This is a genomic window from Paraburkholderia pallida (assembly GCF_004524855.1).
Lineage (GTDB): Bacteria > Pseudomonadota > Gammaproteobacteria > Burkholderiales > Burkholderiaceae > Paraburkholderia > Paraburkholderia oxyphila.
On the sequence record NZ_CP038148.1, the window covers coordinates 367,081 to 387,405 of the forward strand.

17 protein-coding genes are annotated in these 20,325 nt (G+C 66.9%); 6 read left to right on the top strand and 11 right to left on the bottom strand.

Annotated features, from left to right (window positions below; genetic code table 11):
* Nucleotides 1-19: 19 nt before the first annotated feature.
* From gpmA to E1956_RS01590, 3 genes are all read left to right on the top strand, one after another.
* Complete coding sequence (gene gpmA / locus E1956_RS01580) at nucleotides 20-769, top strand: 2,3-diphosphoglycerate-dependent phosphoglycerate mutase (RefSeq protein WP_134746824.1); 750 nt, start codon at nucleotides 20-22, stop codon at nucleotides 767-769.
* Nucleotides 770-1,210: 441 nt separating this feature from the next.
* Nucleotides 1,211-2,788 (top strand): S41 family peptidase, encoded by a 1,578-nt coding sequence (locus tag E1956_RS01585; RefSeq protein ID WP_134746826.1) that lies wholly within the window; start codon nucleotides 1,211-1,213, stop codon nucleotides 2,786-2,788.
* A gap of 208 nt (nucleotides 2,789-2,996) precedes the next feature.
* Nucleotides 2,997-3,752 carry a HesA/MoeB/ThiF family protein gene (locus E1956_RS01590; RefSeq protein ID WP_134746828.1) on the top strand — a complete coding sequence of 252 codons (756 nt, stop codon included), beginning with the start codon at nucleotides 2,997-2,999 and terminating at the stop codon, nucleotides 3,750-3,752.
* A 110-nt stretch (nucleotides 3,753-3,862) separates the two neighbouring features.
* Here E1956_RS01590 and ptsP read toward each other — a convergent pair whose 3' ends face one another.
* The 8 genes from ptsP to E1956_RS46015 all read right to left on the bottom strand — a co-directional run bounded on the left by ptsP (nucleotide 3,863) and on the right by E1956_RS46015 (nucleotide 12,296).
* Nucleotides 3,863-5,602 (bottom strand): phosphoenolpyruvate--protein phosphotransferase, encoded by a 1,740-nt coding sequence (gene ptsP / locus E1956_RS01595; protein ID WP_134746830.1) that lies wholly within the window; start codon nucleotides 5,600-5,602, stop codon nucleotides 3,863-3,865.
* 329 nt (nucleotides 5,603-5,931) lie between these two features.
* Complete coding sequence (locus E1956_RS01600) at nucleotides 5,932-6,201, bottom strand: HPr family phosphocarrier protein (RefSeq protein WP_028220027.1); 270 nt, start codon at nucleotides 6,199-6,201, stop codon at nucleotides 5,932-5,934.
* A 216-nt stretch (nucleotides 6,202-6,417) separates the two neighbouring features.
* Nucleotides 6,418-6,957 carry a PTS sugar transporter subunit IIA gene (locus E1956_RS01605; RefSeq protein ID WP_134746832.1) on the bottom strand — a complete coding sequence of 180 codons (540 nt, stop codon included), beginning with the start codon at nucleotides 6,955-6,957 and terminating at the stop codon, nucleotides 6,418-6,420.
* 424 nt (nucleotides 6,958-7,381) lie between these two features.
* On the bottom strand, nucleotides 7,382-8,335 hold the full coding sequence (gene gshB, locus E1956_RS01610) for a glutathione synthase (RefSeq protein WP_134746834.1): 954 nt from the start codon (nucleotides 8,333-8,335) through the stop codon (nucleotides 7,382-7,384).
* Nucleotides 8,336-8,438: 103 nt separating this feature from the next.
* Nucleotides 8,439-9,728 carry a glutamate--cysteine ligase gene (gene gshA / locus E1956_RS01615; RefSeq protein ID WP_134746836.1) on the bottom strand — a complete coding sequence of 430 codons (1,290 nt, stop codon included), beginning with the start codon at nucleotides 9,726-9,728 and terminating at the stop codon, nucleotides 8,439-8,441.
* Between the two features lie 492 nt (nucleotides 9,729-10,220).
* Nucleotides 10,221-11,744 (bottom strand): ammonium transporter, encoded by a 1,524-nt coding sequence (locus E1956_RS01620; RefSeq protein ID WP_167759957.1) that lies wholly within the window; start codon nucleotides 11,742-11,744, stop codon nucleotides 10,221-10,223.
* A 54-nt stretch (nucleotides 11,745-11,798) separates the two neighbouring features.
* Nucleotides 11,799-12,137, bottom strand: coding sequence for a P-II family nitrogen regulator (locus E1956_RS01625; RefSeq protein WP_028217122.1), 339 nt, complete (start codon nucleotides 12,135-12,137; stop codon nucleotides 11,799-11,801).
* Nucleotides 12,138-12,296, bottom strand: a complete 159-nt coding sequence (locus E1956_RS46015; protein ID WP_167759958.1) for a hypothetical protein — start codon at nucleotides 12,294-12,296, stop codon at nucleotides 12,138-12,140. It lies immediately after the preceding gene.
* 418 nt (nucleotides 12,297-12,714) lie between these two features.
* Here E1956_RS46015 and E1956_RS01630 point away from each other — a divergent pair, with 418 nt between their 5' ends.
* Both E1956_RS01630 and E1956_RS01635 read left to right on the top strand, forming a co-directional pair.
* Nucleotides 12,715-12,972, top strand: coding sequence for an accessory factor UbiK family protein (locus tag E1956_RS01630; protein WP_028217123.1), 258 nt, complete (start codon nucleotides 12,715-12,717; stop codon nucleotides 12,970-12,972).
* Between the two features lie 180 nt (nucleotides 12,973-13,152).
* Nucleotides 13,153-14,766 (top strand): YifB family Mg chelatase-like AAA ATPase, encoded by a 1,614-nt coding sequence (locus tag E1956_RS01635; protein WP_134746838.1) that lies wholly within the window; start codon nucleotides 13,153-13,155, stop codon nucleotides 14,764-14,766.
* Between the two features lie 433 nt (nucleotides 14,767-15,199).
* On the opposite strand, the gene E1956_RS01640 is transcribed toward E1956_RS01635, so the two are convergent.
* On the bottom strand, nucleotides 15,200-15,793 hold the full coding sequence (locus E1956_RS01640) for a hypothetical protein (RefSeq protein ID WP_134746840.1): 594 nt from the start codon (nucleotides 15,791-15,793) through the stop codon (nucleotides 15,200-15,202).
* A 160-nt stretch (nucleotides 15,794-15,953) separates the two neighbouring features.
* On the opposite strand from E1956_RS01640, the gene E1956_RS01645 reads away from it, so the two are divergent.
* Nucleotides 15,954-16,484 (top strand): TlpA family protein disulfide reductase, encoded by a 531-nt coding sequence (locus tag E1956_RS01645; RefSeq protein ID WP_134746842.1) that lies wholly within the window; start codon nucleotides 15,954-15,956, stop codon nucleotides 16,482-16,484.
* Nucleotides 16,485-16,590: 106 nt separating this feature from the next.
* Here the strand turns inward: E1956_RS01645 and E1956_RS01650 are convergent, their stop codons facing one another.
* Together E1956_RS01650 and E1956_RS01655 are read right to left on the bottom strand one after the other, a co-directional pair.
* The gene (locus tag E1956_RS01650) at nucleotides 16,591-17,952 is read right to left on the bottom strand and encodes a sigma-54-dependent transcriptional regulator (RefSeq protein ID WP_134746844.1); all 1,362 of its coding nucleotides are present in this window, start codon (nucleotides 17,950-17,952) and stop codon (nucleotides 16,591-16,593) included.
* 20 nt (nucleotides 17,953-17,972) lie between these two features.
* Nucleotides 17,973-19,994, bottom strand: a complete 2,022-nt coding sequence (locus tag E1956_RS01655) for a sensor histidine kinase (RefSeq protein ID WP_472802073.1) — start codon at nucleotides 19,992-19,994, stop codon at nucleotides 17,973-17,975.
* Between the last annotated feature and the right edge of the window lie 331 nt (nucleotides 19,995-20,325).

Here is a 20,325-nt window from a genome sequence, read left to right on the forward strand (position 1 = left end):
ACTACCGACCGTCATCTTCATGTTCAAACTCGTACTCATCCGCCACGGCGAATCGACGTGGAACAAGGAAAACCGCTTCACCGGCTGGGTCGACGTCGATCTGACCGAGCAGGGCAACCGCGAGGCCCAGCAGGCCGGCCAGTTGCTCAAGGCGTCCGGCTATTCGTTCGACATCGCTTACACGTCGGTGCTCAAGCGCGCGATCCGCACGCTCTGGCACGTGCAGGACCAGATGGACCAGATGTACCTGCCGGTGGTGCACTCGTGGCGCCTGAACGAGCGTCACTACGGTGCGCTCTCGGGCCTGAACAAGGCGGAAACCGCCGCGAAGTACGGCGATGAGCAGGTGCTGGTCTGGCGCCGCAGCTACGACACGCCGCCGCCCGCGCTCGAGCCCACCGACTCGCGCACGGCCTACGACGACCCGCGCTACGCGAAGGTGCCGCGCGCAGAGCTGCCGCTCACCGAGTGCCTGAAGGACACGGTCGCGCGCGTGCTGCCGCTCTGGAACGAGTCGATCGCGCCGGCCATCAAGTCGGGCAAGAACATCGTGATCGCCGCGCACGGCAACTCGATTCGCGCGCTCGTGAAGTATCTCGACGGCATCTCGGATTCGGACATCGTCGGCCTGAACATCCCGAACGGCGTGCCGCTCGTCTATGAACTCGACGAGAACCTCAAGCCCATCAAGCATTACTATCTGGGCGACGCCGATGCCATCGCGAAGGCCGAGGCCGCCGTCGCGAACCAGGGCAAGAAGGCGGGCTAAGCCCTTCCTCATCCCGTTTTGCATCCCGAGCACCCGCCCCTGCAGCTGCACGGGGCCGGCGCCCGGGTCGCGGATCAGGCGCACGATGCGCGTGATCCGCGCAGCAATTGCGCTAAAAGCGTATCCATCCTTCCGCCTTTCCACCTTCGCTGACAAATCTGCCAACTCGCCGCCAACCCGCGGCCAGCGCAGCGTCAGTTTCGCGCCAGCCCCGCGCCCAGCAAGGCTTCGCGGCACGCAACGTGCGAACCCCGGCAGGTTCGGACTGTCGAACCCGCAACGTTCGTCCCCGCATCGCCGCTCGAATCGCCCTCGTGGGCGCCTGCTCCATCGGGATCGATCGCGCCTTATACACAGACGCGGCAGGTGTGCAGTTATACTTGTCCGTCGCTTTTCCATTAGACGCTGCCACGCGCCTTTCGACCGCACGCAACAACCTCTATGCGAAAGAACCTCAAAAACATCGGCCTGATCGCTGCTGGCCTCGCGACCGGCGTATTTGCCACCCTGCAGATTTCCGCTTCGGCGCAACAAACCCAGCAAACCGTGATCGAGCCGCTGCCGCTCGACCAGCTCCGGCTCTTCGCCGAGGTGTTCGGCCAGATCAAGCATGAGTACGTCACGCCGGTCGACGACAAGAAGCTCCTCACCGCCGCCATCAAGGGCATGGTCTCGAGCCTCGACCCGCACTCGTCGTATCTCGACAAGACCGACTATCAAGAGCTCCAGGAACAGACCAAGGGCCGCTTCGCGGGCCTCGGCATCGAGATTTCGTCGGAAGACGGCTTGATCAAGGTCATTTCGCCGATCGAGGACACGCCCGCGTTCCGCGCCGGCATCCGTCCGGGCGACCTCATCACGCGTATCAACGACAAGCCCGTGCGCGGCATGACGCTCGACCAGGCCGTCAAGCAGATGCGCGGCGACCCGGGCACGAAGGTCACGCTCACGATCTTCCGCAAGACCGACGACCGCACCTTCCCGCTCACCATCACGCGCGCCATCATCAAGGTGCAGAGCGTGAAGTCGAAGATCCTGGCGCCAGGCTATGCCTACGTGCGCATCACGAGCTTCCAGGAGCGCACGGTCCCCGACCTCGCCGCGAAGCTGCAAGACATCGCGCGCCAGGAGCCGAACCTGAAGGGCTTCATTCTCGACCTGCGCAATAACGGCGGCGGCCTCCTGCAGAGCGCCGTGGGCGTGGCGGGCGCGTTCCTGCCGCCGGACTCGGTCGTGGTCTCCACGAACGGCCAGATCCCGGACTCCAAGCAGGTCTATCGCGACACCTATGAGAACTACCGCCTGCCGTCGTTCGACGGCGATCCGCTCAAGGGCGAGGCGGCCGAGTTCAAGACCGTGCCGATGGTCGTGCTGACCAACGCCTATTCGGCGTCGGCGTCGGAAATCGTGGCCGGCGCGCTGCAGGACCAGAAGCGTGCGCTTATCGTCGGCAAGACGACCTTCGGCAAGGGCTCGGTGCAGACCGTGCGCCCGATGACGGCCGACACGGCGCTGCGCCTGACCACGGCGTACTACTACACGCCGAGCGGCCGCTCGATCCAGAACAAGGGCATCCGTCCTGACATCGCGGTCGACCAGTACGCCGACGGCGATCCGGACGACGCACTCGTCACGCGCGAAGTGGACTACCAGAACCACCTCGCGAACACGCAGGATCCGGACGAGAAGAAGGAGCAGGACGTGCGCGAGCAGGAGCGCATGGACATGCTGCGCCAGCTCGAGGAGCAGAACGACAAGAAGACGCCGGAGCAGCGCCAGAAGGACCGCGACCGCAAGCCGGTCGAGTTCGGCACGCCCGACGACTTCATGCTCCAGCAGGCGCTGAACAAGCTCGAGGGCAAGCCGGTGACGGAATCGAAGTCGCCGATGGAGCGCCGTCTCGCGCAGGAGAAGCCGCCTACCTCGGCTTCCGCGCCGATCGCCGTGAAGCCGTCTGCCTCGACGGTGCCTGGCGCTGCGGCCTCCGCTCCCGCTGCGGCTTCCGCACCGGCGAAGTAACGCGGGTAGCCGGCAAGCTGCCTGAGCGCAGCTTGCCCCGCCGCTTGCTCGCGGCTTGCTCGCTATTACCTGCCCCCTGCCTCGCGGCCCGCGCAACATGGGCCGCGAGAACGAAGCGCCCCGCGCCAGTACAATAAGCACTCTGTACTCACGGCGCGCGTCACGGCTCTTACGCCCGTCGCCGCGCCCAAGCCCCGTGCGCATCGCGATGAACGACGACCAACTCCTCCGCTATTCCCGCCATATCCTCGTCGACGAGATCGGCATCGAGGCGCAACAGCGCTTTCTCGACGCGCATGCGCTCGTGATCGGCGCCGGCGGCCTCGGCTCGCCCGCGGCCATGTATCTCGCGGCCTCGGGCGTAGGCACGCTCACCCTCGTCGACAACGACACCGTCGACCTCACCAACCTGCAGCGGCAGATCATGCACGAGACGGCGTCGGTGGGTCACGCGAAGGTCGAGTCGGGCCGCGATGCGATCGCGCGCCTGAATCCCGAGGTGAAGGTCAACGCCGTGCAGGCGCGCATTGACGATGCATGGCTCGACGCGCACGTGCCGGGCGCGAGCGTCGTGCTCGATTGCACCGACAACTTCGCCACGCGCCACGCCATCAACCGCGCATGCGTGAAGCACGGCGTGCCGCTCGTCTCGGGCGCGGCGCTGCGCTTTGACGGGCAGATCAGCACCTTCGATTTCCGCGATGCGGCCTCGCCCTGCTACGCCTGCGTGTTCCCCGAGGATCAGCCCTTCGAGGAAGTGGCATGCGCGACGATGGGCGTCTTCGCGCCCACGGTGGGGATCATTGGCGCGATGCAGGCGGCCGAGGCGCTGCGCGTGATCGGCGGCATCGGCACGCCGCTCATTGGCCGGCTGATGATGCTCGACTCGCTGCGCATGGAGTGGAACACGATGCGCGTCGCGCGTCAGCCCGATTGCCCGGTCTGCGGCGAGCGGCACGCCTGAGCACGCCTTGCTGGCGATAAATAACAAAAAGCCCCGGCTGAACTGCACCGGGGCTTTTTCTTGTCGAGCGTTGCAAGCTGACTGCGGCTCTTGCCAATGCTAAGGGTGAGCTAAGCGTGCGCGAGCCGCCCGAGCGCCGCCTCCAGCTCCTCCGGCTCATAGGCGGCCAGCACGTCGGCCACGGGCTTGTCCAGCGCCTTGAGCTGCGAGCGCAGGATCTCCTGTTTCACCACGAGCAGCTGGCTCGGATGCATCGAGAACTCGGTGAGCCCCATGCCGAGCAGCAAGCGCGTGAGCTGCGGATCGCCCGCCATCTCTCCGCACACCGAAACCGGCACGCCAACGCGCTTCGCCTCGCGCAGCGTATGCGAGATCAACTGCAGCACGGCAGGATGCAGCGGGTCGTAGAGATCGGCCACGGCGTTGTCGGCGCGGTCGATCGCGAGCGTGTACTGGATCAGGTCGTTGGTGCCGATCGAGAGGAAATCGAGGCGCCGCAGGAACATCGGCAGCGCGAGCGCCGCCGCCGGGATCTCGATCATCGCGCCCACCTGCACGTTCGGATCGTAGGCGAGCCCCGCGTCGTCGAGCTGACGCTTGGCTTCGCGGATCAGGTCGAGCGTCTGGTCGATCTGCTGCGCGTGCGCGAGCATCGGGATCAGGATCTTGACCGTGCCGAACGCCGATGCGCGCAGGATCGCGCGCAACTGCGTGAGGAACATCTGCGGCTCGGAAAGGCTCCAGCGGATCGCGCGCAGGCCGAGCGCCGGGTTTGCGGCGGTCTCGTAGCCGTCGCCGGCAGTCATCGCGTCGAGCGGCTTGTCCGCGCCCACGTCGATCGTGCGGATCGTCACCGGCAGCCCGTTCATCAGCTCGGCGGCGCGGCGATACGCGATGAACTGCTCCTCTTCCTCCGGCAACTGGTCCTTGTGGTTCATGAACAGGAACTCGGTGCGAAACAGGCCCACGCCCGTCGCGCCCGCGTCGAGCGCCGCCTGGGCGTCCTCGGGCAGCTCGATGTTCGCGTAGAGCTGGATCTTCGCGCCGCACAAGGTTTGCGTTGGCGAGAACTTCAGGCGCTGCAGCTTGCGCCGCTCGAGCGCCATCTCGCTTTGCCGGTAGGTGTACTCCTCGAGCACGATGGGCGCGGGGTCGACGATCACCACGCCGTGGTCGCCATCGACGATGATGAGGTCGTCCTGGCGAATCAGCGCGCTCGCCTGCTGCACGCCCACGGCGGCCGGAATGCCGAGGCTGCGCGCGACGATCGCCGTGTGCGAGGTGCGCCCGCCCAGATCGGTGACGAAGCCCTGAAACGTCTGCCCCTTGAACTGCAGCATGTCGGCGGGCGCGATGTCGTGCGCGACCACGATCATCTCGTCGCAGCCGCCGTGCAGCGTGGGCGGCATGGCCCCCGCGAGCGCCTTCAGCACGCGTTCGACCACTTGCTCGATGTCGGCCTTGCGCTCGCGCAGGTAGGCGTCCTCGATGTCGTCGAAGTGGCGCGTGAGGCGCTCGAGCTGCTCGGTGAGCGCCCACTCCACGTTGAAGCGCCGCGTGCGGATGAGGTCGATGGTCTCCTGAACGAGCATGACGTCGTTCAGGATCATCAGGTGCACGTCGATGAAGGCGCCCATTTCGGTGGGCGCGTCGGCGGCGAGGTCGGCGCGCAGCGTATCGAGCTCGCGCTCGACGAGCGCGAGCCCGGCGCGAAAGCGCTCGATTTCGCCTTCGATCTGCGGCGGCTCGATCAGGTAATGGTCGACGTCGAGCGCAGCCGGGGCGATCAGATACGCTCGCCCGATGGCAATACCGCGTGATACGGGAATTCCATGCAGCGTGAACGGCACGCGCACCTCCTCTGGTTATGTGATGCCGCGGCAAACCGCTGCAATGCGCTCTCTCAGACCCCGGGTTTCATTATAAATTCCGCAGCGTTCCGATGTTGCCCAACAGCCCTTGCCATAAGGGATTGCGAGCTTTCGCGCCGCCGCACTGCGCCTTACGCTTCGCGCACGGTATCCAGCAACGAAAACGCCGCGCGTAAGCGCGGCGTCATGGAGGTCGGGTGCGGCAGTCGATGCCGCGGCCGTTACCAGTCAGTAATGGTCAGTGACGCGAAATAAGCGTCAGGCCGGCGGCCAGCGCCGGGACGCCATGGCGCGCCGAAGCGCGCAGCTCACTGGCCTTCGCCGAATTTATCGGCGATGAGCTTGAGCAGCGCGCTCATGGCGTCGCCCTCGTCCGGGCCTTCGGTTTCGATCAGCACCGTGCTGCCGATGCCCGCCGCCAGCATCATCACGCCCATGATGCTCTTGGCGTTGATGCGGCGGCCATTGCGGCTCATCCAGATTTCCGACTGATAGTTGCCCGCCAGCTGCGTCAGCTTCGCCGACGCGCGCGCATGCAGGCCGAGTTTGTTCACGATGGTCGTTTCTTGTTGCAGCATAGTTCGTCGATCCAGGCGCAGTGTGTTGATGTGATGCTCAGTGATTGTGCGTCGCACGCGCGGGACACGCGCGCTGCATGTCCCTTCGCGTCGATGCGTTGATGATGCCAGTGGTGCCAACGGTGCGTTTTACCGTACGAGGGCGCTGCGCGCAGCCGCGGGCGGCGAAATCGCCGCGTTCCGCCCATGCGTCGGCTTGGCCCACTCAGCGCCCGCTCAAGCCGCGCCAGCGGGCTTGAGTGCGCCAAGCGGCAGGCAGGCCGCGGCCTGGCCGCTCTCCACCCCGCCTGCCGCGGCCTTGGCCAAGGCATCGGCGGCCGCTTCGGCGCACGGCGTAGGCGCGCAAGCGCATTCGGCGGGTGCCGGCGTGCTCGGCCCGATCGCCTGAACGCCCTTGCTCGCGCCTGCGAGCGCCTTTTCCACCAACACGTCGAGCGGCGTCGTACGGTAGCAGACGGCGCGCACGAGCATCGGCAGGTTGACGCCCGCCAGCACGCGTACCTCAGGCACGGTAGCAAGCCGGGCGGCGATATTCGAAGGCGTGGCGCCGAACATGTCGGTGAGCACGAGCGCGCCGTTCTCCTCGCGCAGACGCTCGATTTCGGCCGTGGCCTCGGCAACCACCTGGACGGGATCGCTATCGGGCAGCACGTCGAGCGCGCCGATGCGCGCAGGGCAGCCGCCATAGATGTGGGCGATGCACTCGCGCAGCGCGGTGGCGAGCGGTGCGTGGGCGATGATCAGAATTCCTGCCATGTCAGTACTCGCCGGGCCGCCCCAGGACGACTGACACCCCCTCGGGGGGCAGCGACCAAAAGGAGCATGAAGGTAGTTTCATTTCAGCCTGACTGCAATTAGCGGCTTCGGTTGATGCCGGACGCTTCCCGGCCGGCGCCGATCCCATCGATCCCATCGATCGTGTCCGGCAGCGCCGAGCCTGCGGCCAGCCGTGGGCCAGCAGGGTCGGAACCCGCGCCGCGCGGCCGTTCCGGCATGCCTCGCGGCACACTGGACAGCCAGCCCGGAACGCAGGCTCGCGGCATTGTAGCAGGGTCATTTTCGCGCAGACCATGCGATTTTGCTCACTGGATTTGCGCGTTCACATCGGCTAAATGCTGCCACAGCGGCTCGAATCAAGCGTGGCAAGCCGTGATTCGAGCCCACCCTCCACCCGTGGCGCTCAGGCCGCCGCGCGCTCCAGCGCGTCGACGAACATCGCGGCCACGTCGAAACCGGTCTGCTCCATGATCTCGCGAAAGCACGTCGGGCTCGTGACGTTGACCTCGGTGAGCCAGTCGCCGATCGCATCGAGCCCCACGAGCAGCAGGCCGCGTGCCGCGAGCGTCGGCCCGAGCGCCCTGGCGATCTCCAGGTCGCGCGCGGTGAGCGGCTGCGCGACGCCCAGCCCGCCCGCCGCCAGGTTGCCGCGCACCTCGTTGCCCTGCGGAATGCGCGCGAGCGAATACGGCACCGGCTCGCCGCCGATCAGCAGGATGCGCTTGTCGCCCGCCTTGATCTCAGGGATGAACTTCTGCGCCATCACGCTGCGCGCGCCGTCGTGGCTCAGCATCTCGATGATCGAGCCGAGGTTCATGCCATCCGCCTTCACGCGGAACACGCCCATGCCGCCCATGCCGTCGAGCGGCTTGAGGATCACGTCCTGATGCTCTTCGTGGAACTTGCGCAGGCGCGCCGCGCTGCGCGTGACGAGCGTGGGCGCGACGAACTGCGGAAATTCGCCGATGGCGAGCTTTTCCGAGTGATCGCGAATCGACTGGGGCTTGTTGAAGATCTTCGCGCCCGCGCGCTCGGCGATTTCGAGCAGCCACGTGGAGGTCACATACTCCATGTCGAACGGCGGGTCCTTGCGCATGATGACCGCGTCGAAGCCGGTGAGCTCGCGCGCGTCGGGCGTGGCCTTGAACCAGGTCTCGCGATGCAGGTCCGCCGTGTCGCCGACGATCTCGAAGCGCCGCACGTCGGCCTCGACGCGGCCGTTCACCCAGGCCAGATGCTGCGGCTCGCACGCGAACAGCGTGTGGCCGCGCTTCGCGGCCTCGGCCATCATCGCGTAGGTCGAGTCCTTGTAGATCTTGAACCGCTCGAGCGGATCGGCGATGAAGAGAATATCCATATCGTCCCTGCCTTGTCCCTGCTGGATGCCTGGTGTTATGACGGCAACGCCCGCTCGGGGCGGGCGCTGCGTTGAATTGTCCGAAAAGCGGTGCGCGCGGTGCTTACACCTGGATCGCCTCGGGGTCGGTCTTCTCCAGCTCGACCGACGCCGCAAGCAGCCCGAGACGCGCGACCACGCCGTACATGTAGAAGCGGTTGGGCGGCGCGGCGCCCGGCTTCGCGCGCGTGTCCGGCAGCGCGGTGTGCTCGAAGCCGAGCGGCACGTAGTGCATACCCGGCGCGTTCAGGTTCTGGTCGCGCTCGCGGCTGCCGTGCGCGCGGTAGAAGCCGCCCACCACGTAACGGTCGATCATGTAGACGACCGGCTCGGCTACTTCGTCGCCGATATGCTCGAACGTGTAGACGCCCTCCTGCACGATCACGTCGCGCACTTCCAGCCCGTCCTTCGTGGCCGACATCTTCGCACGTTCGCGCTTCGTGAGCGCGGCGACCTCGGAGGCGTCGTGCACGGTCATTACGCCACGGCCGTCGGTGCCGGCATCGGACTTGATGACCACGTAGGGCTTTTCGGTGATGCCGTACTCGCGGTACTTCTTCGCGATCTTCTTGAGCACCGCGTCGATGGAGGCGGCGAGCTTCTCCTCGCCCGTGCGCGCCTCGAAATCGACGCCTTCCACGTGCGCGAAGTACGGATTGATCATCCACGGATCGACACCGACCATCTTCGCGAACTTCTTCGCCACGTCGTCATAGCAAGAGAAGTGCGTGGACTTGCGGCGCACCGCCCAGCCCGCGTGCAGCGGCGGCAGCAGGTATTGCTCGTGCAGGTTCTCGAGCACCGGCGGAATGCCGCCCGAGAGGTCATTGTTCAGCAGAATCGAGCACGGGTCGAAGTTCTTGAGCCCCAGGCGCCGCTGCGAGCGCTCGAGCGGCTCGAGCACGATCTTCTGGCAGTCCGCGAGCGAGATCGTGACCGGCCCGGCGATGGTTTCGTCGAGCGTGCCAAAGCGCACGTTCAGACCGGCCTGGCGCATGATGGTGGCCAGCCGCGCGACGTTCTCCAGATAGAACGCGTTGCGCGTGTGCATCTCGGGAATCACGAGCAGGTTCTTGGCATCCGGGCAGATTTTTTCGATGGCCGCCATGGCGGCCTGCACGGCGAGCGGCAGCACTTCCTGCGGCAGGCAGTTGAAGGCGCCGGGAAACAGATTGGTGTCGACCGGCGCGAGCTTGAACCCCGCGTTGCGCAGGTCCACAGAACAATAGAACGGCGGCGTGTGCTCCATCCATTCAAGGCGGAACCAGCGCTCGATGGACGGCGTCGCGTCGAGGATGCGCTGCTCGAGCTCGAGAAGCGGACCGTTCAACGCCGTAACCAGATGCGGGACCATAAGGTAATACTCGCGGACAAAAGCTGATTGAGGGTAGGGAAACCGGGAGCTTATCTGGGGACGACTGCGGCGTTTGCAAGTCGGCTTTTCCCTTACTGGCCATAGGGTTACTCGACGTCCCGCCGGCCCCGGCTACGGGTCCCTCGCCGGGCGTCCCTCGCCGGGCGCCCCTGACCGGGCGTCCCGCACTATCCATATCGAATACCCATTCTGGACCGCGCGCGTGGTCCCGCGCAATGGAGACACACGAAAAGAAGGGACACTAAAGCTAACGCAGACGAAACCGGGGCTATTCCCGCAAGCCCGACGCCTGTGCCCGGAAAAAGAAAGGGCCCGCCATAAAGGCGGGCCCAAGTCGCTGTACTCCGTGCTACTCGTTACTGCTTGCCACTTCAAACTGGCTGCAAACCTGCGTCATGCGCTGCCAGACGTACGGTAAAGCGCACTGTGAATCGTACTGCGAACCGCGCGCCGGAGCGCGCGGCACGCTTGTTACTCCACGCGCTCGCCATGCAGCACCACGTCGAGGCCTTCGCGCTCTTCTTCTTCGGAGACGCGCAGACCCATCACCATGTCGATGACCTTGAGCAGGATGAAGCTCACCACGCCGCTGTAGACGAGAGTCGTCAGCACGCCCTTGGCCTGGAGGATGAGGCTGCCGTCGGCGCCGCCGATGTCCTTCACCGCGAACACGCCGGTCAGGAGCGCACCGATGATGCCGCCGATGCCGTGCACGCCGAATGCGTCGAGCGAGTCGTCATAGTTGAACTTGTGCTTGAGCCAGGTGGCCGACCAGAAGCAGACCACGCCCGCCACCACGCCGATCACGATCGCGCCCATCACGCCGACGAAGCCCGATGCCGGCGTCACCGCCACGAGACCCGCCACGGCGCCCGAAGCGATGCCGAGCACCGAAGGCTTGCCCTTGGCGATCCACTCCGCGAACATCCAGCCGAGCGCCGCGCAGGCGGTGGCGATCTGGGTCGTGAGCATCGCGAAGCCGGCACGGCCGTCTGCCGCGACTGCCGAGCCCGCGTTGAAGCCGAACCAGCCCACCCACAGCATGGCCGCGCCGATCAGCGTGAGCACGAGGTTGTGCGGCGCCATCACTTCACGGCCATAGCCCACGCGCTTGCCGAGCACGAGGCAGCACACGAGACCCGCGATGCCGGCGTTGATGTGCACCACCGTGCCGCCCGCGAAGTCGAGGATGCCCGCGCTCGCGAGCCAGCCGGTCGGCTCCCACACCATGTGCGCGATCGGCGAGTAGACGATGATCGACCACAGGGACATGAACACGAGCATCGCCGAGAACTTCATGCGGTCGGCGAACGCGCCGGTGATGAGCGCCGGCGTGATGATCGCGAACGTCATCTGATAGACGAAGTACACGGTCTCGGGGATGGTCGGCGCGAGGTGGCTCACGGTGAGCGTCGTCGCCTTGTCGCCGTGGATGTAGTTCATGCCGGCGAGGAAGACGCGCGAGAAGCCGCCGATGAACGAGCCGCCCGGCGTGAACGCGAGGCTATAGCCGACCACCGTCCAGATCACCGTCACGACGCAGGTGATCGCAAAGCTCTGCATGAGCGTCGCGAGCACGTTCTTCTTGCGGACCATGCCGCCGTAGAAGAGCGCGAGGCCCGGGATCGTCATGAACAGCACGAGGGCGGTGGAGGTGAGCATCCACGCGGTGTCGCCCGAATTGATCTTCGACGAGTCGACCGAGAACGGCGCGGTCGGCGCCGCGGGCGCGGCGGCGGCGGCTGCAGCCGAGGCGTCGGCCGGCGCGCTTGCGGCTGCGGCGGCGGGTGCTGAGGCGGCAGCGGCAGCCGGGGCCGATGCGGCGGCGGCTTCGGGTGCGGAGGCCGCGGCAGCGGCGGAAGCGTCAGGGGCGGACGCGGACGCAGTGGGCGCGGAAGCGGCGGCGGGCGCGGACGCATCGTCGGCCAGCGCCGCGCCGACGCCGCCGGCCATCAGCGAGCCGGCCATCAGCAGGGACATCAAATATTTGCGCATCTCGGTTTCCTCTTGTCTCTCTCGTATCGCTGTCTCAGGGACGCCGTCAGGCGATCACAGGGCGTCCGCGCCGGTCTCGCCGGTGCGGATGCGAATGACTTGTTCGATGGGGGTGACGAAAATCTTGCCGTCGCCAATCTTGCCGGTGCGGGCGGCGCGCTCGAGCGACTCGATGGCCTGCTCGACGATGTCGTCTGATACGGCCGCTTCGATCTTGACCTTGGGCAAGAAGTCCACGACATACTCCGCACCGCGATACAACTCGGTGTGGCCCTTCTGACGGCCGAAGCCCTTGACTTCGGTGACCGTGATTCCCGAGACGCCGATGGCCGATAGGGCCTCGCGCGCCTCATCGAGCTTGAACGGCTTGATGATGGCGGTGATCAGTTTCATTTAGTCCTCGCTGCGGTTGCTATTAATTGCTTTCATCCCGTTTTCAATCTTGCGACGGGCGCCGGCGGCGCGGGTCTCGCCCCGCTGGCGCACCGCGAGCCAGCCGTTTTTCGGTGCGCCCGGAGTATTAGCAACACGCGTGCCAGTTTGTTCCGGCATCTTTTCTGACGCGCCTCGATGCACGATCCGCACAAGCCGTGGACAATGCCGGTCCACGCGCGCCAACCCGCGCCACGCGGGCATGAGCGGCCGCCAGCGAAGTCCTGGCCGAACGGCCAGCGCTGGCGTTGCGCGGTGGCGGCGCCTGTCGATCGTTGCTAGAGTGTTTTCAGGCAGGCAAGCCCGGCGCTCAGGCATCGCACGCGCACACAAGGGCATGTGGGACAGGTGGCGGCCCGTGCGCGCGTGTTGCGGCGCCGCAGGCACGTGGCAGCCGCATCGTGCACCAGTTGCGTTCACGGGCAATACAAGCCTCGCGGGTCTCGCACCAAGATCGGTCACGATTCGAAGCGAGGCACAATCGAAACGAAGTCTGCACATCTTTTGTGCAGCGAATTGATGTAGTAAGGGGAACCGAATGAAACAGCCGAACGATGTGTTCAACGATCTGCAATCGAAGGTCAGCGAGCTTCTGAAGAATTCGCCGGCGCGCGACGTCGAGCGCAACGTGCGCGCCATGCTCTCGCAAGGCTTTTCGAAGCTCGAACTCGTCACGCGCGAGGAATTCGACGCGCAAACACAAGTGCTCGTGCGCACGCGCCAGCGCCTCGAAGAGCTCGAGCGCCGCGTGGCCGAGCTCGAACAGAAGCTGCCGGTGACTGGCCAGTCGTCCTGAACAATCCCATGCGCACCTGGAGCCCGTTCGCGCGAATGAGCGGCCCCGAGGCAAGCGAGCCGTAACCGTTCCGCAATGGAACCGTAAAGGGGCACGCGCCTCACCAGCCTGGCGCATGAAGGTTGTCCGCGGCAACCACCCGCCGCTGACCGTTCATGCGCCCCCTTTCCGGAGATCTCCATGTCGCTTGCCGTGGTGCGCAGCCGCGCGCCGGCTGCTGGCCGCGCGCCTGATGTAACCGTCGAAGTTCATCTCGCCAACGGGCTGCCGTCGTTCTCTATCGTCGGCCTGCCCGATCTCGAAGTCCGCGAAAGCCGCGAGCGCGTGCGCGCCGCGCTGTCGAATTGCGGCTTCGAGTTTCCCGTGCGCCGTATCACCGTCAATCTCGCGCCGGCCGACCTGCCGAAAGAGTCGGGCCGCTTCGATTTGCCCATCGCACTCGGCATTCTCGCGGCGAGCGGGCAGATTCCTGCCACGGCGCTCACGCATGCGCGCGAGTTCGCGGGCGAGCTCTCGCTTTCGGGCGCCGTGCGCCCGATGCGTGGCGCGTTCGCGATGGCGTGCGGCACGGCGCGCGCGCATGGCGGCGCCGATTGTGTATTGCATGCGCCTGAATCGCATGGCTCGCAGTCGGCACACACGCAAGCAAGCGCTGTTGCCCCTTGCCTGCGCACGCCCGAGCTCTACCTCCCCGCCGACAACGCCGCCGAGGCCGCGCTCGTGCCAGGCGTCGATGTCTATGGCGTCGCCGACCTGCGCGCGCTCTGCGCTCACCTCGCGGGCGAGGCGGACGCGCGGCTTGCGCCCATGCGCGCCCCGGCACTCGGCGCGGCGCCCGGCATGCCGCAGCCCGACATGGCTGACGTCATCGGCCAGCGCGGCGCGCGCCGCGCGCTCGAAGTCGCGGCGGCCGGCGGCCATCATTTGTTGATGGTCGGGCCGCCCGGCGCGGGCAAGTCGATGCTCGCCGCACGCCTGCCCGGGCTCCTGCCGCCGATGACCGACGCCGAGGCGCTCGCCAGCGCCGCGCTGCTGTCCTCCAGCGCGCTGGGGTTCTCGCCCCAGCAATGGCGCCGGCGGCCGTTTCGCGCACCGCACCACTCGTCCAGCGCGGCGGCGCTGATCGGCGGACGCAATCCGCCCCAGCCCGGCGAGATCACCCTCGCGCATTCAGGCGTCCTATTTCTCGACGAGCTGCCCGAGTTCAACCGTCACGTGCTGGAAACCTTGCGCGAGCCCCTCGAAACGGGCGCCATCACCATTTCGCGCGCGGCATGGCAAACCGACTTTCCCGCCGCTTGCCAACTCGTCGCCGCGATGAATCCGTGCCCGTGCGGCTGGCGCGGCGATCCCTCCGGGCGCTGCCGCTGCACGCCCGAAGCCGCGGCGCGCTACCGACGCAAGCTCTCCGGACCGCTGCTCGACCGCATCGACATCCAGATCGAGATTCCCGCACTGCCGCCCGTCGAGATCGCGTCGCGCGCGAGCGCGCCCGGCGAGCCGAGCGCGGTTATCGCCGCGCGCGTGGCGGCGGCGCGCGAGCGCCAGATCGCCCGCCAGGGCAAGACTAACCGGGAGCTGAGTGGCCGCGAAACCGACGCGGTCTGCCACCCCGACGCCGCGGGCGAAGCCCTGCTGCGCGAGGCTGGCGAGCGTTTCGGCTGGTCGGCCCGGGCGTACTACCGCGCGCTCAAGGTGGCACGCACGATCGCCGACCTCGCAGGTGCGCCCACGCCCGAGGCCGCGCACGTCGCGGAAGCCGTGCAGTACCGGCGTGCGTTCAGTGATCAGTAGTGCGCACTAGCGGCGCGGATCGACCGTTTCACGACGGCTGATGCTCGCCATGGCCACGCATTGCGCGCGGCCACCGCCGAATCCCGAATTCCAACCTTCAGACGGATCAAAAAAAGGATGTCAAGACTTGACTTATGCACACATCGTCGTGTTGGCGTCTTTTTCATGCACGATTGGCATTTAGCTTTGACCCAAAACGCAAGTCATTGATTTTTATACATTTAACGATTTGCCGGGAAACACGCCAAACTAACAAAAAGCCCACAGCGCCGCCATTTGCGGGCGACGAAGCCTCTTTTTCCACAAAGTTACCCACAGGACCTGTGGGTAACCGGCAAACCCTCAATGAAATCCGGGTTTTAGCCCGTAAACCCAGGAGAGCACATTCACTTCCAGCCGTAATCGGCTGTCGCTCCGTAATCCTAAGAGGCACTCAATAGAGCTTGAACGATTGGAAGAACTGATCGACTTGCTCAGGCGCCGGCTGCTCGCGGCCCACGATCGCCAGCTGGTAGACATGGGGCCCTTTGGCGACGAGCCGCGCGTGGATCGTGCGCGGCTCGTCCTTCGCACCGGCCTTGCCGGCGAGCTGCATGTCGACGCCCTCGACGGAGCCCCCAGCCTCGAGCGGCACGGCCACCGTGCGCGCCTCGGGCGCCGCGCCCACGTTGCGCGCGAGCCCCGCGCGCAGGAACGCCAGCGCTTTTTGCTGCGTGGCCGGCTGCGCGTCGGGCAGGTCGAGCGTGCCGATCACGAACACCGCGCCGCTCACCTCGGCGGTCTGGACCCGCATGCGCATCGGAGTGCCGTCCACGTCGATGCGGCGCTCGTCGGCGCCGGGCTTGGCCGGCAAATCGACGCTATAGCCGCTCGCGCTATTCGAAATCGTGCGCCAGTCGTAAGTGGGCGAACAGGCGATGAGCAGGCCCGCAAGCAGGCCCGCGGCCGCCGCGCGCGCGAGGGGCGAGCGCCGGGACGACGGCAGAATCTGCGAAAGATGGGCGCGGGAGAGAAAGTTGAAGAGCATGGGGCGCGAGCGTGGCGGCTGAAAAGTGTGAGGAATTGGCTGCGCGGGACATTATCCTTTGCTTATGCCCGGCCGTGCCGCCACAACCGCTATGCCGGGAAATTCGGCGCTACAATACTCCAGCTCATTTCCGCGCCCTGAGGCGCCCGAGGCTTCATCCATGTCCGCATCCCCGACTCCCCCGAAGGCGCGCTCCGGTGCGATCCGCACTATCGGCACCCTGGTCGTTGTCGCCGCGTTGGCGATTGCCGGCTACTTCGCGTTCTTCGGCAGCCAGCAGCGCGTGCCCGATGCCACCTTCACGCTGCTCTCCGGCCAGAAGGTCTCGACCGCCGATCTGAAGGGCAAGGTCTATCTCATCAACTTCTGGGCGACGAGCTGCGCCACCTGCATGCAGGAAATGCCGCAGATGATCCAGACCTATAACCGCTTCAAGGGCGAAGGCCTCGAATTCGTCGCGGTGGCGATGAACTACGACGCGCCCATGTACGTCGCCAATTACGCGCAAACGCGCCAGCTGCCGTTCAAGGTGGCGATGGACGACGGCTCGGCGGCCAAGCAGTTCGGCAACGTCCAGCTCACGCCCACCACCTTCGTGGTCGACCGCAACGGCAAGATTCTCAAGCGCTATGTAGGCGAGCCGACGTTCGCGGAGCTCGACGCGCTGCTGCAGAAGGCGCTTGCGACCTGACGCCAATTAAGAGCCGCGCCTCACCACACCAGGCGGCGCCTCAAAAGCAAACGGCAGCGGACAATCCGCTGCCGTTTTTGTTTGCCCCGCCTCACCGCATGGGTCATCACCCACGCGCGTCGCTCTCCCCTCGCGCCACCAGCCCGTAGCGGCGCATCTTCTCGTAGAGCGTGGCCTTCGCCATCTGTAACCGCTCGGCGGCCTGGGCGACCGCACCGTGCGTCTGCTGCAGCGCATCGGCAATCAGCGCGCGCTCGTACTGCTCCACACGCTCCTTGAGCGGCAGGGACTCGTCGGCGCCGCTTGCGGCCTGCGGCGCGACATCGTCGGGAATGCCAAGCACATAGCGGTCCGCTGCGTTGCGCAGCTCGCGCACGTTGCCTGGCCAGTCGCGCTGCGCGAGGCGCATGCGGTCGCGCTCGGTCAACAGCGGCGCGGGTCGCTGATAGCGCACCGCCGCGTCCAGCAGGAAGTGCTCGAACAGCGGCACGATGTCTTCGCGGCGCTCGGCGAGCGGCGGCAGCGCGATCGTCACCACGTTGAGCCGGTACAGCAGGTCGCGCCGGAAGGTGCCCGCCGCGACGTGCTCCAGCATGTCGCCCTTGGCCGCCGCGACCACGCGCAGGTCGACGCGCACCGGCTGATTCGAGCCGAGGCGCTCGAGCACGCCGTCCTGCAGCACGCGCAAGAGCTTCACCTGGAGCGCGAGCGGCATGCTCTCGATCTCGTCGAGAAAGAGCGTGCCACCTGCCGCGTGCTCGAGCTTGCCGATGCGCCGCTTGGCTGCGCCCGTGAACGCTCCGCTCTCATAGCCGAACATCTCCGATTCGAACATCGGCTCGGGCAGCGCGCCGCAATTCACGGCCACAAACGGCTTGTCGCGGCGCGGCGAGAGCTCGTGCAGGCTGCGCGCGATCAGCTCCTTGCCCGCGCCGGTGTCGCCGTTGATGAGCACGGATGCGTCGGTGGGCGCGACGTTCGCGATCAGCCGCCGCACCTGCTCGATCGCCGGGCTCTTGCCGATGATGCGCGGCGCGAGCGTGTTCTGCCCCGCCAGTTCGCGGCGCAGCGCGAGGTTTTCGAGCATCAGCGTGCGACGCTCCAGCGCGCGCCGCACCGTCTCGATCAGGCGCTCGGAGGCGAACGGCTTTTCGATGAAGTCGTAGGCGCCGTCGCGCATCGCCTGCACGGCCATCGAGATGTCGCCGTGGCCCGTGACGAGGATCACGGGCACGTCGGGCGCGCGCTCGTGGCATTGCGCGAGCAGATCGAGTCCGCTCATGCCGGGCAGGCGGATGTCGCTCACCACGATGCCGGCGAACTCGGCGTCCACGAGCGGCAGCGCGGCCTCGGCGTTCGCGAAACCGGCCGCGTCGAAGCCCGCGAGTTGCAGGCTCTGGACGCCGGCGCGCCGCACCAGTTCGTCGTCCTCTACGTAGAGCACCCGGCCGGGCATCGAGCTGACCATATTCGTTCGTCTTCCTTATTTCAGTGGTGTGCGTCATTCGCGGGCGGTGTCGGATTTCCCGCCGACGGATTTCCCGCCGCCGCCGTGTTTCCTGCCGCATTCGCCTCGGCGGGCGACATCGCGCTTCCGTTGGTGGCCGCGAGCGCTGCATTCACACGCGTGCGCCGCAGCGTCAGCACGAAACAGGCGCCGCCATCCGCCACATTGTGCGCCGCGAGCGTGCCGCCGCAATCGCGTGCGATCGACGAGGAGATCGCAAGCCCAAGGCCCAGCCCCTGCCCCATCTCCTTCGTCGTGAAGAAGGGCTCGAAAAGTCGTGGCATGACATCGGCGGGGATGCCAGGCCCGTTGTCGCCCACTGAGATCTCGATCGTCGCGGGCAGCGCGCGCACGTCGATCGCGATGCGCGGCGCGCTCATCCCCGCCACCGCGTCGAGCGCATTGCCGATCAGGTTGATGAGCACCTGCTCGAGCCGCAGATCTTCGCACTGCGCAACCAGCTCGGGATACTCGCCGTGCGGGTCGAGCGGCGCGCTCGCGGCGTCGCCATCGGTGATGGTGAGCGCGATGCCCACGCCTTCGAGGCGCTTGCCGAGCAGCGCGAGTGCGTTGCGCAACGCGCGCGCCACGGGCGAGCGCTGGCTCTTCGGCTTCGCGCGGCCCACGAAGAGCTTGAGCTGATTGACGATCTTGCCCATGCGCTCGGTGAGCGAGCCGATCGCCTCCAGATTCTCGTGCGCCGCATCGTACTGGCCGCGCTCAAGAAACACACGGGTGTTGTCGGAAAAGCTGCGCAGCGCCGCGAGCGGCTGGTTCAGCTCGTGCGTGATGCCGGCCGCCATCTGCCCGAGCGCCGCCAGCTTGCTCGCCTGAATCAGCTCGTCCTGGGTCGCGCGCAGCTCCGCTTCCGTGCGCGTGCGCTCGGCCACCTCGCGCTGCAGCCGCTCGTTGGCCTGCGAGAGATCGGCGGTGCGCTCGGCCACGCGGTCGTTGAGCATCGCATAGGCCTTTTGCAGCATCGCGCGGCTGCGCAGCACCTCCCGCACGCGCGCGCGGCGCATGCGCCAGTAAAACGCCAGCAGGCACACCGAGACGTAGCCGAAGCCCGTCATGATCGTCACGTTGCGCGCGGCGTCCAGCACCGGATCGACCGGCGACATCGTCACGAGATGCCAGTCCGGTTCGCCTAGCCCGCGGCGCGTCTCCAGGTAACGCGGGGCGCGCAGGCCGCTGCCGATGCGCACGATATCGGCGCCGCCCTCCAGCACGCGCTCCACGCTCACGGGCAAGGGCGCGATGTCCTGGCGCGCGTACTGACGCGTCTCGTCGATGGACGCCACCACGTCCGCTTGCAGCGGGCGCACCGTGCGGTACTTCCATGCAGGCACCGAGGAGAGAAAAATCACGCCGTGATCATCGGTGACGAGCAGCGGCTCGGACGCATCCGAGCCCGGAAACCATTCGAGATTGAGCTTCACCACGGCCACGCCGACGATCTTGCCGTTGCGCCGCACCGGTTGCGAAATGTAGTAGCCCGGATCGTGCGAGATCGTGCCGATGCCGAAGAAACGCCCCACGCCGCCTTTCGCCGCCTCGATGAAGTACGGCCGGAAGCGGTACTCCACGCCCACGAAGCTGTCCGACCCGCGCCAGTTGCTCGCGGCGATGCACAAGCCATCGGCGCGGATGATGTAGGTCGTGGTGGCGCGCGCGTGGCGATTCACGTCCTCGAGATAGCGGTTCGCCTGCGCCACCCAGTCGGCTTTCGGATCGGCGAGCACGTCCTGCACGAGCGGATGCGCGCCCACCAGATACGGCAGCGACTCGTAACGCTCGAGCGTGCTCTTGAGCGCGGCGGTCGTGCGGTCGTTGCGCACGGCGGCGTTGCGGCGCAGCGCGTCGACGCCGGTCTGCCACGAGAGCGACCACGCGAGCATGCACACCGCCGCGAGCCCGACGGCGAGCGCGAACAACAGGATGAGGCGACGCGTCACGAATGAGGCTTCCGGATGATCGTGCGGGGATGGCTGGAATTGTGGCACACGCTTACCGTGCGAGGCGGCCTACGGTGAGAAACGGACAGTGCCGGGGAACAGGGCTGGGAAAAACGGGAAGGTCCTGGCGGGCGGATCGCCACGGCAGACGCAGAGAAAGCCGCGGGCGCCGCCCAGTGGCGCGCGCCGCGAAAGCTGGTACGGCGGAGCTTGCGAGCGGCGGCGGCACGGCACGGCACGGCACGGCACGGCGCGGCGGCGGCGGGCGGGCGGTGCGGTGCGGTGCGGCGCGGCGCGGCTCGGCTCGGCCCGGTGCGGCGCGGCGCGGCTCGGCCTGGTGCGCCGGCAACGCGGTGCGGTGCGGCGGCCACCGCCACCT

What these genes read in the sequence shown, in the direction of transcription:
- E1956_RS01585 (WP_134746826.1), top strand. Translation starts at nt 1,211, where the DNA reads ATGCGAAAGAACCTCAAAAACATCGGCCTGATCGCTGCTGGCCTCGCG.
- E1956_RS01645 (WP_134746842.1), top strand. Translation starts at nt 15,954, where the DNA reads ATGTCCGCATCCCCGACTCCCCCGAAGGCGCGCTCCGGTGCGATCCGC.
- gshB (WP_134746834.1), bottom strand. Translation starts at nt 8,335, where the DNA reads ATGGATATTCTCTTCATCGCCGATCCGCTCGAGCGGTTCAAGATCTAC.
- E1956_RS01600 (WP_028220027.1), bottom strand. Translation starts at nt 6,201, where the DNA reads ATGCTGCAACAAGAAACGACCATCGTGAACAAACTCGGCCTGCATGCG.
- gshA (WP_134746836.1), bottom strand. Translation starts at nt 9,728, where the DNA reads ATGGTCCCGCATCTGGTTACGGCGTTGAACGGTCCGCTTCTCGAGCTC.
- E1956_RS01625 (WP_028217122.1), bottom strand. Translation starts at nt 12,137, where the DNA reads ATGAAACTGATCACCGCCATCATCAAGCCGTTCAAGCTCGATGAGGCG.
- E1956_RS01590 (WP_134746828.1), top strand. Translation starts at nt 2,997, where the DNA reads ATGAACGACGACCAACTCCTCCGCTATTCCCGCCATATCCTCGTCGAC.
- E1956_RS01635 (WP_134746838.1), top strand. Translation starts at nt 13,153, where the DNA reads ATGTCGCTTGCCGTGGTGCGCAGCCGCGCGCCGGCTGCTGGCCGCGCG.
- gpmA (WP_134746824.1), top strand. Translation starts at nt 20, where the DNA reads ATGTTCAAACTCGTACTCATCCGCCACGGCGAATCGACGTGGAACAAG.
- E1956_RS01640 (WP_134746840.1), bottom strand. Translation starts at nt 15,793, where the DNA reads ATGCTCTTCAACTTTCTCTCCCGCGCCCATCTTTCGCAGATTCTGCCG.
- E1956_RS01605 (WP_134746832.1), bottom strand. Translation starts at nt 6,957, where the DNA reads ATGGCAGGAATTCTGATCATCGCCCACGCACCGCTCGCCACCGCGCTG.
- E1956_RS01630 (WP_028217123.1), top strand. Translation starts at nt 12,715, where the DNA reads ATGAAACAGCCGAACGATGTGTTCAACGATCTGCAATCGAAGGTCAGC.
- E1956_RS01620 (WP_167759957.1), bottom strand. Translation starts at nt 11,744, where the DNA reads ATGCGCAAATATTTGATGTCCCTGCTGATGGCCGGCTCGCTGATGGCC.
- E1956_RS46015 (WP_167759958.1), bottom strand. Translation starts at nt 12,296, where the DNA reads ATGCCGGAACAAACTGGCACGCGTGTTGCTAATACTCCGGGCGCACCG.
- E1956_RS01650 (WP_134746844.1), bottom strand. Translation starts at nt 17,952, where the DNA reads ATGGTCAGCTCGATGCCCGGCCGGGTGCTCTACGTAGAGGACGACGAA.